This window comes from Pseudomonas sp. S31 (assembly GCF_016648105.1).
GTDB lineage: Bacteria > Pseudomonadota > Gammaproteobacteria > Pseudomonadales > Pseudomonadaceae > Aquipseudomonas.
On the sequence record NZ_JACVVE010000017.1, the window covers coordinates 74,569 to 88,862 of the forward strand.

15 protein-coding genes and 1 riboswitch are annotated in these 14,294 nt (G+C 64.2%); of the genes, 5 read left to right on the forward strand and 10 right to left on the reverse strand.

The window, feature by feature from the left end:
• Positions 1-120 precede the first annotated feature (120 nt).
• Positions 121-341: riboswitch (cobalamin riboswitch) on the reverse strand.
• A gap of 52 nt (positions 342-393) precedes the next feature.
• From IAE37_RS14560 to IAE37_RS14580, 5 genes are all read right to left on the reverse strand, one after another.
• Positions 394-927 carry a C40 family peptidase gene (locus IAE37_RS14560; RefSeq protein WP_201174694.1) on the reverse strand — a complete coding sequence of 178 codons (534 nt, stop codon included), beginning with the start codon at positions 925-927 and terminating at the stop codon, positions 394-396.
• Between the two features lie 141 nt (positions 928-1,068).
• Positions 1,069-1,704, reverse strand: coding sequence for a C40 family peptidase (locus IAE37_RS14565; RefSeq protein WP_201174695.1), 636 nt, complete (start codon positions 1,702-1,704; stop codon positions 1,069-1,071).
• Positions 1,705-1,829: 125 nt separating this feature from the next.
• Positions 1,830-2,534: a DnaA regulatory inactivator Hda gene (gene hda, locus IAE37_RS14570; protein ID WP_133331767.1), complete on the reverse strand. Its 705-nt coding sequence runs from the start codon at positions 2,532-2,534 to the stop codon at positions 1,830-1,832.
• Positions 2,535-2,727: 193 nt separating this feature from the next.
• Complete coding sequence (locus tag IAE37_RS14575) at positions 2,728-3,801, reverse strand: AI-2E family transporter (RefSeq protein ID WP_201174696.1); 1,074 nt, start codon at positions 3,799-3,801, stop codon at positions 2,728-2,730.
• Positions 3,802-3,813: 12 nt separating this feature from the next.
• Positions 3,814-4,881: a DUF2066 domain-containing protein gene (locus IAE37_RS14580; RefSeq protein WP_201174697.1), complete on the reverse strand. Its 1,068-nt coding sequence runs from the start codon at positions 4,879-4,881 to the stop codon at positions 3,814-3,816.
• Positions 4,882-4,898: 17 nt separating this feature from the next.
• Between IAE37_RS14580 and IAE37_RS14585 the strand changes: the two genes are divergently transcribed.
• From IAE37_RS14585 to IAE37_RS14605, 5 genes are all read left to right on the forward strand, one after another.
• Positions 4,899-5,135, forward strand: a complete 237-nt coding sequence (locus IAE37_RS14585; protein WP_201174698.1) for a hypothetical protein — start codon at positions 4,899-4,901, stop codon at positions 5,133-5,135.
• A gap of 83 nt (positions 5,136-5,218) precedes the next feature.
• A complete protein-coding gene (gene purM, locus IAE37_RS14590; protein WP_201174699.1) occupies positions 5,219-6,277 on the forward strand; it encodes a phosphoribosylformylglycinamidine cyclo-ligase in 1,059 nt (352 codons plus the stop codon).
• Complete coding sequence (gene purN / locus IAE37_RS14595; RefSeq protein WP_201174700.1) at positions 6,277-6,930, forward strand: phosphoribosylglycinamide formyltransferase; 654 nt, start codon at positions 6,277-6,279, stop codon at positions 6,928-6,930. Before purM ends, purN begins: the two co-directional genes overlap by 1 nt.
• 8 nt (positions 6,931-6,938) lie before the next feature.
• Positions 6,939-7,649, forward strand: coding sequence for a DUF3108 domain-containing protein (locus IAE37_RS14600; RefSeq protein ID WP_201174701.1), 711 nt, complete (start codon positions 6,939-6,941; stop codon positions 7,647-7,649).
• A gap of 316 nt (positions 7,650-7,965) precedes the next feature.
• Complete coding sequence (locus IAE37_RS14605; protein ID WP_201174702.1) at positions 7,966-8,148, forward strand: hypothetical protein; 183 nt, start codon at positions 7,966-7,968, stop codon at positions 8,146-8,148.
• A 46-nt stretch (positions 8,149-8,194) separates the two neighbouring features.
• On the opposite strand, the gene IAE37_RS14610 is transcribed toward IAE37_RS14605, so the two are convergent.
• From IAE37_RS14610 to cysM, 5 genes are all read right to left on the reverse strand, one after another.
• A complete protein-coding gene (locus tag IAE37_RS14610) occupies positions 8,195-8,734 on the reverse strand; it encodes a DUF2058 domain-containing protein (protein ID WP_201174704.1) in 540 nt (179 codons plus the stop codon).
• A gap of 24 nt (positions 8,735-8,758) precedes the next feature.
• Positions 8,759-9,592 (reverse strand): nucleoside triphosphate pyrophosphohydrolase, encoded by an 834-nt coding sequence (gene mazG, locus IAE37_RS14615; protein WP_201174706.1) that lies wholly within the window; start codon positions 9,590-9,592, stop codon positions 8,759-8,761.
• Between the two features lie 96 nt (positions 9,593-9,688).
• Positions 9,689-11,929 carry a GTP diphosphokinase gene (relA, locus tag IAE37_RS14620; protein WP_201174708.1) on the reverse strand — a complete coding sequence of 747 codons (2,241 nt, stop codon included), beginning with the start codon at positions 11,927-11,929 and terminating at the stop codon, positions 9,689-9,691.
• 96 nt (positions 11,930-12,025) lie between these two features.
• Positions 12,026-13,384 carry a 23S rRNA (uracil(1939)-C(5))-methyltransferase RlmD gene (gene rlmD, locus IAE37_RS14625; RefSeq protein ID WP_201174710.1) on the reverse strand — a complete coding sequence of 453 codons (1,359 nt, stop codon included), beginning with the start codon at positions 13,382-13,384 and terminating at the stop codon, positions 12,026-12,028.
• A complete protein-coding gene (gene cysM, locus IAE37_RS14630) occupies positions 13,385-14,284 on the reverse strand; it encodes a cysteine synthase CysM (RefSeq protein ID WP_201174712.1) in 900 nt (299 codons plus the stop codon).
• Between the last annotated feature and the right edge of the window lie 10 nt (positions 14,285-14,294).

Genomic DNA, 14,294 nt, shown 5'->3' on the forward strand with positions numbered 1-14,294 from the left:
GGGGTTCTCCGCAGGCTGGCGCCACGCGAAGAAGCGGCGACAGGTCGATGGACAGGCAGACGGAGAACGCGCAGGAGCCGCGGCCAAGGGCCACGGTGCACCGCGCATCACCCTCCGTGATGCCGTTGGCAGTGACAGGCCGGTCTCCGGGCTCGTGAGTGGGCCTGGGCCCAAGCCTGCGCGCCTTCCCGGGCAATTTCACCCAGTGGCCATGCGCGGCTGCGATCTCACCTACCGTTGCGGGGGCAGCGCCGGAATCGCGCCATGCTGGCGCCCACCGGCTTCCCAGTTTCACCCTGCCCAGTCAAGGCTGGCAGGGCACCTGAAACACGCCGCGAAGGTTAGAGGGTTGCACCCTGAGCGTCAATCGAACCCGGCCGGATCCGGCTCAGACTACGGGTTTTGCGCCAGGTGCCCCGACGGGATCACCCGCTTGGCCTGCAGATAGGCCTTGGCCCAGTAGCTGTTGGACAGGTAGTCCAGGCGTACCGTGCCGCCGGAGGACGGCGCATGGACGAAGCGCCCCTCCCCCACGTAGATACCGGCATGGCTGACCTGGGAACCGCCATTGGTGGCGAAGAACACCAGGTCACCGGATTGCAGCGAGTTGATCGCCACGCTCGGCGCACGCATGACGATCATGTCACGGGTGGTGCGTGGCAGGCTGATACCGGCGGCATCGCGGTACACGTAGCCGATCAGGCCACTGCAGTCGAAGCCCGAGTCCGGCGTATTGCCACCCCAGCGATAGGGCGTGCCGACCAGGCCGATGGCCCGTATCAGCACGTCATCGGCCACCGGCGAGGTGTCGGCCGGGGCATAGGTGACCTGCGGCTGAACCACCGGCGGCGGTGCCGGGGCACGGCTGGAACAGGCGGCAAGCAAAGCCGCCAGGGAAAGAAATGCAAAGCGCGCCATCATCGCCATGGCCAGAACATCCTGTCTGAGACCGAACGGCCGCAGCCGAAAAGAGTTGAGAATTTAGATTAGACGCTTTCTGTAAATGCGCACGGCGGCGAGCTTTTTTTCAAAAGCACCGCCGCCGCGAGAGGATATATCAATTTGATATCAGTTGCGCGCGATATTGGTCGGCGCCATGGCCAGGGCACGCTTGGCCTCGATGAACGTCTTGCTCCAGTAGCGATCACCGAGGTTGTCGATGCGCACGCCACCGCTGCGGCGGCTGCTGGAGTGGATGAACTGGTTGTCACCCAGGTAGATGCCTGCATGGCTGACGCGGCCACGACCATTGGTGCTGAAGAACAGCAGGTCGCCTGGCTTGAGCTTGTTGCGGGCGACTTTCGGGGCATCGACGTTGATCATTTCACGGGTCGAGCGCGGCAGGGTCATGCCGGCCTCTTCACGGAACAGGTAGCCGATGAAACCGCTGCAGTCGAAGCCGGACTTCTCCGAGGTGCCGCCAAAGCGGTAGCGGGTGCCGATCAACGACATGCCGCGCTCGAGAATGCTGTCGGCCAGGGCCGGCAACTGGTAGGGCTTGCTGCTGGAAAATGCCTGAAGGTCATCTTCAGTGGCCACTTCCTCTTCGCCGAACACCGACGAAGCAGGCGTGGGAGCCTTGGTGGCCGATTGCGCGGCGACCGAAGGGTGATCCTCTGCTTGCGAAACCGGGCCCTGGGAGGCGCAGCCGAACAGCAGGGTCACGAGTGCGAGTGGCACGAGGGGTGCGAAGCGCTTGAGCATGGGCACGACCGTGTCTTAATCCTTTAGAAGGGTGCGACTATGCCTTCTATCAGGATCATTTGCAAATTTTATCGAAAAAGATGTGACTTTTCCTGTTTGCGGCTGCAGCCCAGGTTTTACGGGGCCTACCAGCCGAGTGTTTCCTTGAGGAAGGGGATGGTGAGCTTGCGTTGCGCCTGCAGCGAAGCCTGGTCGAGGCGCTCGAGCAGATCGAACAACGCGCTCATGCTGCGCGTGCCCCGGGTGAGGATGAAATGCCCGACCTCGTCGGTCAGGTGCAGGCCGCGGCGCGAGGCGCGCAACTGCAGGGCGCGCAGCTTGTCTTCATCGGACATTCCGCGCATCTGGAAGATCAGTGCCAAGGTAAGCCGCGACTTGAGGTCGGCGAGCTTGATCGGCAGTTCGCGTGGCGAGCTGGACGCGGCCAGCAGCAAGCGTCGACCACTGTCGCGCAAGCGGTTGAACAGGTGGAACATGGCCTCTTCCCAATCGGCCTTGCCGGCGATGACATGCAGGTCGTCGATGCACACCAATTCGTATTGCTCGAGGTGGTCGAGCAGTTCGACGCCGCGGTCGAGCAGTTGCGCCAGGGGCAGGTAGACGGCAGGCTCGCCCAGTTGCTGGAAACGGTGGGTAGCGGCTTGCAACAGGTGGGTACGCCCGACCCCCTGCTTGCCCCACAGGTAGATCAGGCTTTCGGTCCAGCCGGCGTCAGCCTCGCATAACCGCTCGACATAGCCCAACGCCGCGGCATTGGCGCCCGGATAATAGTTGATGAAGGTGGCGTCATCGCGTAGACGCACACCCAGGGGCAACTGGATCGGTTTCATGCTGACGGGCGGCCTGGAGGACCCTTTCTAAACAGTGTGCAAAGTCTATACCGGCAACGCGACAGGCACAATCGCGCAGGCACAGAGCTCAAATAAAATCAACGAGTTGCGCCACTGCGGCGGGTATTTTTGGAGACCGGCGGCATGTCGGCGGGCCTGGAGTTTTGTTATTCCCCACTAATCCGTGAGGAACCTAAAGCTCTGGGTCGACATCCCCACCATACATATCCGACTCCTTGTACAAGTCGTGCACATGGCGCAGCAGCACCATGATCACCGCCGCCACCGGCAAGGCCAGCAACACCCCGGTGAAACCGAACAACTCACCACCGGCGAGGATCGCGAAGATCACCGCCACTGGGTGCAGGCCGATGCGGTCACCCACCAGCAAGGGCGTCAGCACCATGCCTTCGAGCGCCTGGCCGACCATGAACACCGCGACGATGCCCAGCAACGGGTAGAGGTCGCCGCCAAACTGGAACAGGCCGGCCAGCAGCGCCGCCCCGATGCCGATGATGAACCCCATGTACGGCACGATGGCGGCCAGGCCGGCGAGCATACCGATCAACAGCCCCAGCTCCAGGCCCACCAGCATCAAGCCGGCGGAATAGATGAAGCCCAAGGCGACCATCACCAGCAACTGGCCCCGCACGAAGGCCCCCAGCACTTCATGGCACTCCCCTGCCAGGCCCACCACCTGCGACTCACGCTGGCGAGGCAGCAGGCTGCGCAGCTTGGCCATCATCAGGTCCCAGTCACGCAGCAGGTAGAACCCCACCACCGGAATCAGCACCAGGTTCGCCAGCCAGGCCATCAGGGCCAGGCTCGAGGCGGTGGCGTGCGATAGCAGCATGCCGACGATGTCGGTGGTCTGGCCCATGTGCGCGCCGATGGCGGCCTTGATCTTGTCGAACTTCCAGAAGCCATCGGCAAGGCCCAGGCGCACCTGCACCCAGGGCAGCGCGACATGCTGCAGCCAGTCGAGCATCTGCGGAGCCAGCTCGTACAGGCGCACCAGCTGCTTGGCCAGCATGGGGATCAGGATCAGCAGCAAGGCCAGCAGTATCAAGGTGAACAGGCCAAACACCACGACCACGCCCCAGGTGCGCGACAGGCCCAGGCGCTCCAGGCGGTCGACCAGCGGGTCGGCCAGGTAGGCCAGCAGGATGCCGACCAGAAACGGTGAAAGGATGTTGTGCAGGCTATACAGCAGCACGGCGAGCAGCAGGGCAACGCCCAGCCAGATCCAGCGACGGGTGTCCATCATCTGCATCACCCCTTACCAGCGAAAACGCAGGCCGTCGAACGGCTTGGGCGCAGCTGGCGGCGGTGCGCTGCCGGGGGCTGGCGTGACACTCGGCTGGCTGGTCGGCGCTGGCGTTGGTGCCGACGACTCGGGCGCGACCTCTTGCAGCTTGGCCAGGCTCAACTGCGCTCGCAGCTGCTCGCGGTTGGCGGTCACGGCGTAGGTCAGGGTATCGCCCTCGGCCATCTGCAGGCGTGGACCATAGGGTTCGAGCACGCGGCCCAGTTCGGCATAGCGCTGCAGGTTGGCGCCCTGGAACTGCACTTGCAAGGCGTCGCTGGCACCAGGCTTGGTCACATAGCGAGGCGCCAGGCGGCTGCTCACTGCCAGCATCACGGCATCGGCCAGGGCCGCCTGGTCAGTGCCTTCGGCCGTGCCCTGTTCACGTTGATCGCCCAACCACAACTGCCACTTGCCCTGCCATTTGCCGTCGGTCTCATGGGCATGCACGGCCAGCAAGGCATCGGCGGCGTAACGCTCGGATGCGCTGCGCAGCGGCCCCGCATCGCTGCTTTCGAGCTGTCCGGCGTTGGCCACCAGTTGCTCCTGCAGGTCGGCCAGCGGCAGGCGCAACGGCAACCCACGGTGCTGGGCGGCGCGGCGCAGCGGTTCGGCGCTGGCCTGGCCGTCGCCGACCAGGCTGCTGCCATCGACATTGTCGTTTAGCCACCAAGCCACGATCGAAGGCCGATTGCTGCCCCACAGAGCAAGACCCGCCTTGCGCAAGGCGCGCTCGGTGCTGCCTGGGTCGAACTCCACCACCACCGACTCCGGCGGCCCAGCCTCGGTGCCGACCTGGTTGATGATCTGCTGTGGATCCTTGCGCAGTTCGGCCAGCGCTGGGCTCTGCGCTGCCTTAGGGTCGCCGGTCAGGCGCAGCACCAGGGTTTCCAGGGCCTTGCCGGTGGCCTGGGTGCGCGCCTCGGCACCTTGGCCTTCGAGAGGTTCATGCACCTGGTAAAGCCCGGAAACGGTTGCGGCTTGCGTGGCGACGCTGGCCAGGGCGAGGCATACAGCTACCGAAAAGTTGAGAAAACGCATGGAGGATTCCTGTCCGGATGACCAATGGCACGGGGCCCGTCGTGCTGGCTGTGACCGCCGCCAAGGCGAAACGCTCCCCGCTGGCGGCCATTTCGTGCCGCAGCCTTTCCTATACCTTATACAGCGACCCGGGCGGCAACCAGTCGCAGCCCCGCAAAGGTGCTTTTTTCATGCTTTCCTGGCCTGCCCGTCGGCCTGAGGATGGCCGCTGCACGGCAACCCTGATAAAATCGCGCGCCTTCGCAGACCTCTGACGTTTCAGGCAGCCGCCGCTGCAAAGCCGGCCTTGGCCGTCACGGTCGTTTTTAGAATCCCTCCCTCCTAAAGGCCTGGATCAATGAGCAAGCAACCCTCCCTGAGCTACAAGGACGCCGGTGTAGACATCGACGCCGGCGAAGCACTGGTCGAACGCATCAAGGGCGTCGCCAAGCGCACCGCACGCCCTGAAGTCATGGGTGGCCTGGGCGGCTTCGGCGCCCTCTGCGAGATCCCGGCCGGCTACAAGCAGCCGGTGCTGGTCTCCGGCACCGACGGCGTCGGCACCAAGCTGCGCCTGGCGCTAAACCTGAACAAGCACGACAGCATCGGCCAGGACCTGGTCGCCATGTGCGTCAACGACCTGGTGGTGTGTGGCGCCGAGCCGCTGTTCTTCCTCGACTACTACGCCACCGGCAAGCTCAACGTCGACGTGGCCGCCACCGTGGTCACCGGCATCGGCGCCGGTTGCGAACTGGCCGGCTGCTCGCTGGTCGGTGGTGAAACCGCCGAAATGCCTGGCATGTACGAAGGCGAAGACTACGACCTGGCCGGCTTCTGCGTTGGCGTGGTGGAAAAGGCCGAGATCATCGACGGCTCCAAGGTTGCCACCGGCGACGCGCTGATCGCTCTGCCGTCCTCTGGCCCGCACTCCAACGGCTACTCGCTGATCCGCAAGATCCTCGAAGTATCGGCCACCGATATCGAGAACACCCAGTTGGGCGGCAAGCCGCTGACCGACCTGCTGATGGCCCCGACCCGCATCTACGTCAAGCCACTGCTGCAACTGATCAAGAACACCGGCGCGGTCAAGGCCATGGCCCACATCACCGGTGGCGGCCTGCTGGACAACATCCCGCGCGTGCTGCCGAAAAACGCCCAGGCCGTGGTCGACGTGGCCAGCTGGCAGCGCCCGGCGGTGTTCGATTTCCTGCAGGAAAAAGGCAACGTCGACGAGCACGAAATGCACCGTGTGCTGAACTGCGGCGTCGGCATGGTCATCTGCGTCGCCCAGGACCAGGTCGAAGCCGCCCTGAACGAGCTGCGCGCCGCCGGTGAACAGCCATGGGTCATCGGCCACATCGCCGAGGCCGCCGAAGGTGCAGCCCAGGTCGTGCTGAACAACCTCAAGGCACACTGATGCCGAGCACGCCCTGCAACGTGGTGGTACTGCTGTCGGGTTCCGGCAGCAACCTGCAAGCCCTGATCGACAGCAGCCGTGCCGAGGACAGCCCGGTACGCATCCGCGCAGTGGTGTCCAACCGCGCCGACGCCTATGGCCTGCAACGGGCCGCTGCCGCCGGCATCGACACGCTGGTGCTCGATCACGCCGGGTTCGACGGCCGTGAAGCCTTCGATGCCGCGCTGATGGCGCGCATCGATGCCTTCGCCCCGGACCTGGTGGTGCTGGCCGGCTTCATGCGCATCCTCAGTGGCGCCTTCGTGCGCCACTACCAGGGCCGCCTGCTCAACATCCACCCTTCCCTGCTGCCCAAGTACAAAGGCCTGCACACGCACCGCCGGGCCTTGGAGGCAGGCGACACCGAGCATGGCTGCAGCGTACACTTCGTCACCGAGGAACTCGATGGCGGGCCATTGGTCGTACAGGCTGTGGTTGCGGTGGCGCCGGACGATACTGCAGACAGCCTGGCGCAACGGGTTCACCACCAGGAACACCAGATCTACCCGCTGGCGGTGCACTGGTTTGCCCAAGGGCGCTTGCGCCTGGGCGAACAGGGTGCGTTACTGGATGGCCAGCCGCTGGCGGCCAGCGGTCACTTGATTCGACCCTAGGAGAATTTATGCGTCGTGCCCTGCTCTTGGCTCTCGCCGTGCTAGCCCTGCCCCTCCAGGCAGCTGAACTGAAGCCTTTCTCGGCCAGCTACACCGCCGACTGGAAGCAGCTGCCCATGAGCGGTACTGCCGAGCGCAGCCTGGTCAAGAATGCCAACGGTACCTGGGACCTTAACTTCAAGGCCTCCATGATGATCGCCAGCCTGACCGAGCAAAGCACCCTGCGCATGGACAACGACACCCTGCTGCCGCAGAAGTACCACTTCGAGCGTGGCGGCCTGGGCAAGGCCAAGAAGGTCGACCTGGATTTCGACTGGTCGAGCAAGAAGGTCACCGGCAAGGACCGTGGCGATGCCATCAACCTGCCGCTCAACCGCGGCGTGCTGGACAAGTCCTCCTACCAGCTGGCCTTGCAGCATGACGTGGCCGCAGGCAAGAAGAGCATGACCTATCAGGTAGTCGATGGTGACGAGATCGACACCTACGACTTCCGCGTGCTCGGTACCGAAAAAGTCACCACCAAGACCGGCCAGGTCGATGCAGTCAAGGTCGAGCGCGTGCGCGACCCGAGCCAGAGCAAGCGCATCACCGAGCTGTGGTTCGCCAAGGATTGGGACTACCTGCTGGTGCAACTGCGCCAGGTCGAGACCGACGGCAAGGAATACGTGATCGTGCTGCAGGATGGCACGGTCGATGGCAAGTCGGTGAAAGGCAACTGATCCGCGCCAGTACCACACAAGCCCCGCCTAGTGCGGGGCTTTTTGATGGGCTCGGCTTGATGGATGCAGTGCGGCTGATATCGAGCGCCGCCCGCGCGGCGCATCGCGAGCGTTCGCTCGCTCCTACGTTTGTTTCGGGCCAATGATGCCTGTGGGATCTGCGCGCGTACGCGGTTTATGCACCACAACAACCCTCAACCCAAGCCCTTCATGAAACTTGTTTAATGGGCGTTTTATTTACTTAGCCTGCTAACAAACTCTATAAAGGGGTTGTGCGACACAGTGTCGCAGCCAACTCAAGAAGTGGAGTTTACCGATGACTGTCCAAGTAACCGAACGCGACGAATCGAAAATGTCCCACGAAGGCCTGGCCGCTGGCGTGCGGATCTGGGATGTGCATCAACAGGGCGAATTGGTGGGAATGTTCCACACTGAGCACGAAGCCCACCTGTACCGTGTAGAGCTTGAAGAACTGGAAAGCCAGCGCGCCTCGCAATGACCCAGAGCAACCAGCAAAAACCCCGCCTAGGCGGGGTTTTTCAGGTTTACCACATCAGATCGTCCGGGATCTTGTAAGCCGCGTACGGATCGTCCTCGTCGGCTTCCTCGACATGGGTGTTGAGCAGCAGGATGCGATTGGGGTCGCGCTCCTGGATCTTTACCGCGGCCTCGCGCGGAATCACCTCATAGCCCCCGCCGAACGACACGATGGCCAGCGAGCCGTTGCTCAGCTTGCTGCGCATGAGGGCGTTGACGGCGATGCGCTTGACCTTCTTGTCATCGACGAAGTTGTAGTAATCCTCGGTGGTGAGCTTGGGCAGCCGGGTCGCTTCGATCAGCTGCTTGATCTGCGCGGCACGGGCCTTCTGCTCGGCCTTCTCCTGCTGTTGGCGATTCAACTCCTGGTCGCGCTTGGCCTTGTCGGCCATGGCTTCCTTGGCCAGGCGCTGCTGGCTGTCGTCCACCTCGACCTGGCCTTTGTGCTCCAGGCGTTTCTGTTTCTTCTCGGCCTTGTTGGCCTGGGAAACCTGTTTCTGGTTGACCAGACCGGCTTTGAGCAATTGGTCGCGAAGGGAAAGGCTCATTTTTTCACTCACTTATGCATCAGCTCAGCCGCAGCTGGGCAGGTTCTTTTCCTGACGCTTGGCTTCCCCCCAAAGGGCATCCAGTTCGTCAAGGTTACAATCTTCGATCGGCCGACCACTGTCGCGCAATGCCTGTTCGATGAAGCGAAAGCGTCGTTCGAACTTGCGATTGGCCCGGCGCAGGGCATTTTCCGGATCGTGCCTGAGGTGACGGGCCAGGTTGACGGTGGCGAACAGCAAGTCGCCGAGTTCGTCTTCCAAGGCGTCGCTGTCGCCATCGGCCATGGCCTGCAGGACCTCGTCGAGTTCCTCGCGCACCTTGTCCAGCACCGGCAGGGCCTCGGGCCAGTCGAAACCGACCGTGGCCGCGCGCTTCTGCAGCTTGGCCGCCCGTGACAACGCAGGCAAGGCGGCTGGCACGTCGTCGAGCAGCGACAGTTGCTCGGGGGCGCTTTTCTCGGCACGTTCCTCGGCCTTGATCTCTTCCCAGCGCGACTTGACCTGGGCCTCGCTCAGGCTGGGGGTGTCCAGCGGCGCGTAGAGGTCACCGGTGGGGAATACGTGGGGATGGCGGCGGATCAGTTTGCGGGTGATGCCATCGACCACGCCGTCGAACTCGAAGCGCCCTTCTTCCCGGGCCAGCTGGCTGTAGTAGACCACCTGGAACAGCAGGTCGCCGAGCTCGCCCTGCAAGTGCTCGAAGTCACCGCGCTCGATGGTGTCGGCCACCTCGTAGGCCTCTTCGAGGGTGTGCGGGACGATGCTCGCGTAGTTCTGCTTCAGGTCCCAGGGGCAGCCATGCTGCGGGTCGCGCAGGCGAGCCATGAGGTGCAGCAGGTCTTCTAGGGTGTAGGTCATTCAGGCAGGTCCTTTGGCGGCGTCTGCTTCGCGGGTAAACCCGCTCCTACAGGGGTTTGTAGGAGCGGGTTTACCCGCGAAGAGGGAAGCGCGTTCTCAAGGGGTTCGATTACGCCGCGTCTCGATGATGTTCGGCAACTGCGAGATCCGCCCCAGCAAACGCCCGAGGGCATCCAGGCCAGGAATCTCGATGGTCAGCGACATCAGCGCGGTGTTGTCTTCCTTGTTCGAGCGGGTATTGACCGCCAGCACGTTGATCTTCTCGTTGAGCAGCACCTGCGACACGTCGCGCAGCAGCCCCGGGCGGTCGTAGGCACGAATGACGATGTCGACCGGGTAGGTCTGCACCGGTATCGGCCCCCAGCTCACCTGGATCATCCGCTCCGGCTCGCGCCCGGCCAGCTGCAGCACCGAAGCACAGTCCTGGCGGTGGATGCTGACGCCACGGCCCTGGGTGATGTAGCCGACGATGGCATCGCCCGGCAACGGCTGGCAGCAGCCGGCCATCTGCGTGAGCAGGTTGCCGACCCCCTGGATCTGGATGTCGCCCCGCTTGCCGCTGCGCATGCCGGTGGGCTTGCGCAACGGCAGTTCGATCTGCTCGATGCGCTCGGGCTCAAGCAGTTGCTGGGCGGCGTTGACCAGGTGCGCCAGGCGCAGATCGCCGGCCCCAAGGGCGGCGAACATGTCTTCGGCGGTCTTGACGTTGGTCTTTTCCGCCAGCCGCTCGAAGTCGACCTGGGGCAGGCCCAGGCGGCTGAGTTCGCGCTCGAGCAAGGTCTTGCCGGCGGCGACGTTCTGGTCGCGGGCCTGCAGCTTGAACCAGTGGACGATCTTGGCCCGGGCCCGCGAGGTGGTCACGTAGCCGAGGTTGGAGTTCAGCCAGTCGCGGCTCGGGTTGCCGTGCTTGCTGGTGATGATCTCCACCTGCTCGCCGGTCTGCAGGCTGTAGTTCAACGGCACGATGCGCCCGTTGATCTTGGCGCCACGGCAGTTGTGGCCGATCTCGGTGTGCACGCGGTAGGCGAAGTCCAGCGGCGTGGCGCCCTTGGGCAGGTCGATGGCGTGGCCGTCGGGGGTGAACACGTAAACCCGGTCGGGCTCGATATCGACCCGCAGCTGTTCGGCCAGGCCACCGATGTCGCCCAGCTCTTCGTGCCATTCGAGCACCTGGCGCAGCCAGGAGATCTTCTCTTCGTAGTGGTTGGAGCTGGACTTGACGTCGGTGCCCTTGTAGCGCCAGTGGGCGCAGACGCCAAGCTCGGCCTCCTCGTGCATGCCGTGGGTACGGATCTGCACTTCCAGCACCTTGCCCTCGGGGCCGATCACTGCGGTGTGCAGCGAGCGGTAGCCGTTTTCCTTGGGGTTGGCGATGTAGTCGTCGAATTCCTTGGGAATGTGCCGCCACAGGGTATGCACGATGCCCAGCGCGGTGTAGCAGTCGCGCACTTCCGGCACCAGCACGCGCACCGCACGCACGTCGTAGATCTGGCTGAATTCCAGGCCCTTGCGCTGCATCTTGCGCCAGATCGAATAGATGTGTTTCGCCCGGCCACTGATATCGGCCTTGACGCCGGTGGCCAGCAGTTCGTTCTGCAACTGGTTCATCACGTCGCTGATGAACCGCTCGCGGTCCAGCCGGCGCTCGTGCAGGAGCTTGGCGATCTGCTTGTACTGATCGGGCTCGAGGTAGCGGAAGGACAGGTCTTCCAGCTCCCACTTGATGTGGCCGATGCCCAGGCGGTGGGCCAGCGGCGCATAGATGTCGAACACCTCGCGCGCCACGCGCAGGCGCTTTTCGTCATCGGCGGCCTTCACCGCACGGATCGCGCAGGTTCGCTCGGCCAGCTTGATCAACGCCACGCGAACGTCGTCGACCATCGCCACGAGCATCTTGCGCAGGTTCTCGACCTGCGCCTGGGAACCCAGCACCAGCGACTGGCGCGGGCTGAGGCTGGCACTGATGGCCGCCATGCGCAGCACGCCGTCGATCAGCTTGGAGACCACCGGGCCGAAGCGCTGGCCGACCTCGGCCAGGGTCACCTTGCCTTCGCGCACCGAGCGGTAGATCACCGCCGCGACCAGCGAGTCCTGGTCGAGCTTCAGGTCGGCGAGGATTTCCGCTATTTCCAGGCCCGCCTGGAAGCTGGACGTACCGTCGGCCCAAGAATGCTTGGCCGGGTTGCCCTTTTTCTCGATTTCCTGGGCGAACTCGCAGGCCTCTTTCAGCGCCAGCCGGTCCAAGGCCGAATCGACGCTCACCACATGATCCAGCCATGCTTCGAGATTGATACTGCCGTCGGTGTTGACCGGCTGGTGCACTCTCACCTGTACCATCTTTGCTTTACCTTTCCATACAGCGCACCACACGGGTGCGCTGGCGATCACCGTGTGGCTTCCAATCCCTGGAAGCCGCACCAAGGGGCCAGACTGCTAGCCCGCTTCGAATAACGCCATGGCCTCGACATGCGCCGTCTGAGGAAACATGTCGAGAATCCCGGCCCTTTTTAACCGATACCCCTGGGCGACCAGTACCTGGGTGTCCCGTGCCAGCGTGGCCGGATTGCACGAGACATAGACCAGACGCTTGGCCTTGAGGCGAGCGATGCCTTGCACCACCTCGAAAGCACCGTCGCGCGGTGGATCCAAGAGTACCGCAGAAAAGCCCTCGGCGGCCCATCCGGCGCCAGCCAAAGGCTGCGATAAATCGGCCTGAAAAAACGCAGCATTATGCACTGCGTTGTTCCGGGCATTGGCCGCGGCCCTGTCGACCATGGCCTGTACACCTTCTACCGCCACCACTTCGCGGGCCTGCCGGGCCAGCGGCAGGGCGAAATTGCCCAGCCCGCAGAACAGGTCCAGAACCCGCTCGTCGGCCTGCGGCGCGAGCCAGGCCAAGGCCTGCTCGATCATCGCCGTGTTGACCTGGGCGTTGACCTGGACGAAGTCGCCCGGACGCCACGCCAGCTCCAGTTGCCACGGTGCCAGGGCAAACCCCAGCCTGGCGTCGGCATCCAGCGGATGCGGCTCGCCATCCCCCTGCAGCCACAACTGCGCGCCTGCTTCATCGCAGAAGGCGCGCAGGCGTGCCAAGTCGTCGTCTGGCAACGCGGCTACGTGCCGTACCAGTACCGCCTCGGCGGTGCCGCTGAACAATTCCACATGGCCGATGGCCTGGGGCTTGCTCAACGAGCGCAACGCGGTCGGCAAATGACGAAGAATAGATTGCAAAGGCTGTACCAGCACGGCGCAGTCATCAATGGCGACAATTTCCTGGCTGGCTTCGGCACGGAAACCCACTTCCAGTTGCCGCGCCTTGACGTCCCAGCGCACCGCAACCCGCGCCCGCCGACGGTAACCGAATTCCGGCCCGCTCAGCGGCGCCGCCCACTCCTCGGGCTGCACGCCGGCGACCCGCTGCAATTGTTCGGCCAGGGTGCGCTGCTTCAGCGCCAACTGGGCCTCGTGGGGCAGGTGCTGCAGGTTGCAGCCACCGCAGCGCTGGTAGAACCGGCACGGTGCCTCGCGGCGTTCCGGGCTGGCTTGCAGCACGCGCTCCAGGCGCGCCTCGACCACCTTGCCACGGGCGTTGAGCACGCGCGCCTCGACGGCCTCGCCGGCAAGCGCACCGCTGACGAACCAGGTACGGCCGTCATGGAAGGCGATGCCACGGCCGTCACCGGCCAGGCGCTCGATATCCAGGTGCTGCTTCTTGCCCACGGGGACCTGGGGCGTTCGATTGCCACCGGCCGGCTGGAAGCGCAGGCCGCTGTTGGGTTTCTTTCTGGACATTTAGCTCGGGTCGAACAGGCCGGAGGACAGGTAACGGTCGCCACGGTCGCAGATGATCGCGACCATCACGGCGTTTTCCACTTCGCGCGACAGGCGCAGCATGCCGGCCACGGCCCCCCCGGACGAGACGCCGCAGAAGATGCCTTCTTCACGGGCCAGGCGGCGCGTGGTGTCCTCGGCCTCCTGCTGGGACATGTCCAGCACACGGTCGACGCGGGTGGCGTCGAAGATCTTCGGCAGGTACTCATGGGGCCAGCGGCGGATGCCTGGGATGGCCGAGCCTTCCATCGGCTGCAGGCCAACGATCTGCACACCGGGGTTCTGCTCCTTGAGGTACTGCGAGCAGCCCATGATGGTGCCGGTGGTGCCCATGGAACTGACGAAATGGGTGATGGTGCCTTGGGTCTGCTGCCAGATCTCCGGGCCGGTGCTGGTGTAGTGGGCGATCGGGTTGTCGCCGTTGGCGAACTGGTCGAGCACCACGCCACGGCCTTCGGCCTGCAGCTTGTCGGCCAGGTCACGGGCGCCTTCCATGCCCTCCTCGCGGGTCACCAGAATCAGCTCGGCGCCGTAGGCGGTCATCGCCGCCTTGCGCTCGGCCGTGGAGTTGTCGGGCATGATCAGGATCATCTTGTAGCCCTTGATCGCCGCCGCCATCGCCAGGGCGATACCGGTATTGCCGGAAGTGGCTTCGATCAGGGTGTCGCCGGGCTTGATCTGGCCACGCAGTTCGGCGCGGGTGATCATCGACAGCGCCGGGCGGTCCTTCACCGAACCGGCGGGATTGTTACCTTCGAGCTTGAGCAGGAGGGTATTGCTGGTGTCGCCAGCGAGACGCTGCAGGCGAACCAGGGGCGTATTGCCGACGCAATCGGCGATGGTTGGGTACTGCAAGGTCATGGCGTGCTTC

Bases quoted from the DNA above. Each gene is read 5' to 3' on its own strand.
- IAE37_RS14560 (WP_201174694.1), bottom strand. From the start codon at position 927: ATGGCGATGATGGCGCGCTTTGCATTTCTTTCCCTGGCGGCTTTGCTT.
- IAE37_RS14565 (WP_201174695.1), bottom strand. From the start codon at position 1,704: ATGCTCAAGCGCTTCGCACCCCTCGTGCCACTCGCACTCGTGACCCTG.
- hda (WP_133331767.1), bottom strand. From the start codon at position 2,534: ATGAAACCGATCCAGTTGCCCCTGGGTGTGCGTCTACGCGATGACGCC.
- IAE37_RS14575 (WP_201174696.1), bottom strand. From the start codon at position 3,801: ATGATGGACACCCGTCGCTGGATCTGGCTGGGCGTTGCCCTGCTGCTC.
- IAE37_RS14580 (WP_201174697.1), bottom strand. From the start codon at position 4,881: ATGCGTTTTCTCAACTTTTCGGTAGCTGTATGCCTCGCCCTGGCCAGC.
- IAE37_RS14585 (WP_201174698.1), top strand. From the start codon at position 4,899: ATGACCAATGGCACGGGGCCCGTCGTGCTGGCTGTGACCGCCGCCAAG.
- purM (WP_201174699.1), top strand. From the start codon at position 5,219: ATGAGCAAGCAACCCTCCCTGAGCTACAAGGACGCCGGTGTAGACATC.
- purN (WP_201174700.1), top strand. From the start codon at position 6,277: ATGCCGAGCACGCCCTGCAACGTGGTGGTACTGCTGTCGGGTTCCGGC.
- IAE37_RS14600 (WP_201174701.1), top strand. From the start codon at position 6,939: ATGCGTCGTGCCCTGCTCTTGGCTCTCGCCGTGCTAGCCCTGCCCCTC.
- IAE37_RS14605 (WP_201174702.1), top strand. From the start codon at position 7,966: ATGACTGTCCAAGTAACCGAACGCGACGAATCGAAAATGTCCCACGAA.
- IAE37_RS14610 (WP_201174704.1), bottom strand. From the start codon at position 8,734: ATGAGCCTTTCCCTTCGCGACCAATTGCTCAAAGCCGGTCTGGTCAAC.
- mazG (WP_201174706.1), bottom strand. From the start codon at position 9,592: ATGACCTACACCCTAGAAGACCTGCTGCACCTCATGGCTCGCCTGCGC.
- relA (WP_201174708.1), bottom strand. From the start codon at position 11,929: ATGGTACAGGTGAGAGTGCACCAGCCGGTCAACACCGACGGCAGTATC.
- rlmD (WP_201174710.1), bottom strand. From the start codon at position 13,384: ATGTCCAGAAAGAAACCCAACAGCGGCCTGCGCTTCCAGCCGGCCGGT.
- cysM (WP_201174712.1), bottom strand. From the start codon at position 14,284: ATGACCTTGCAGTACCCAACCATCGCCGATTGCGTCGGCAATACGCCC.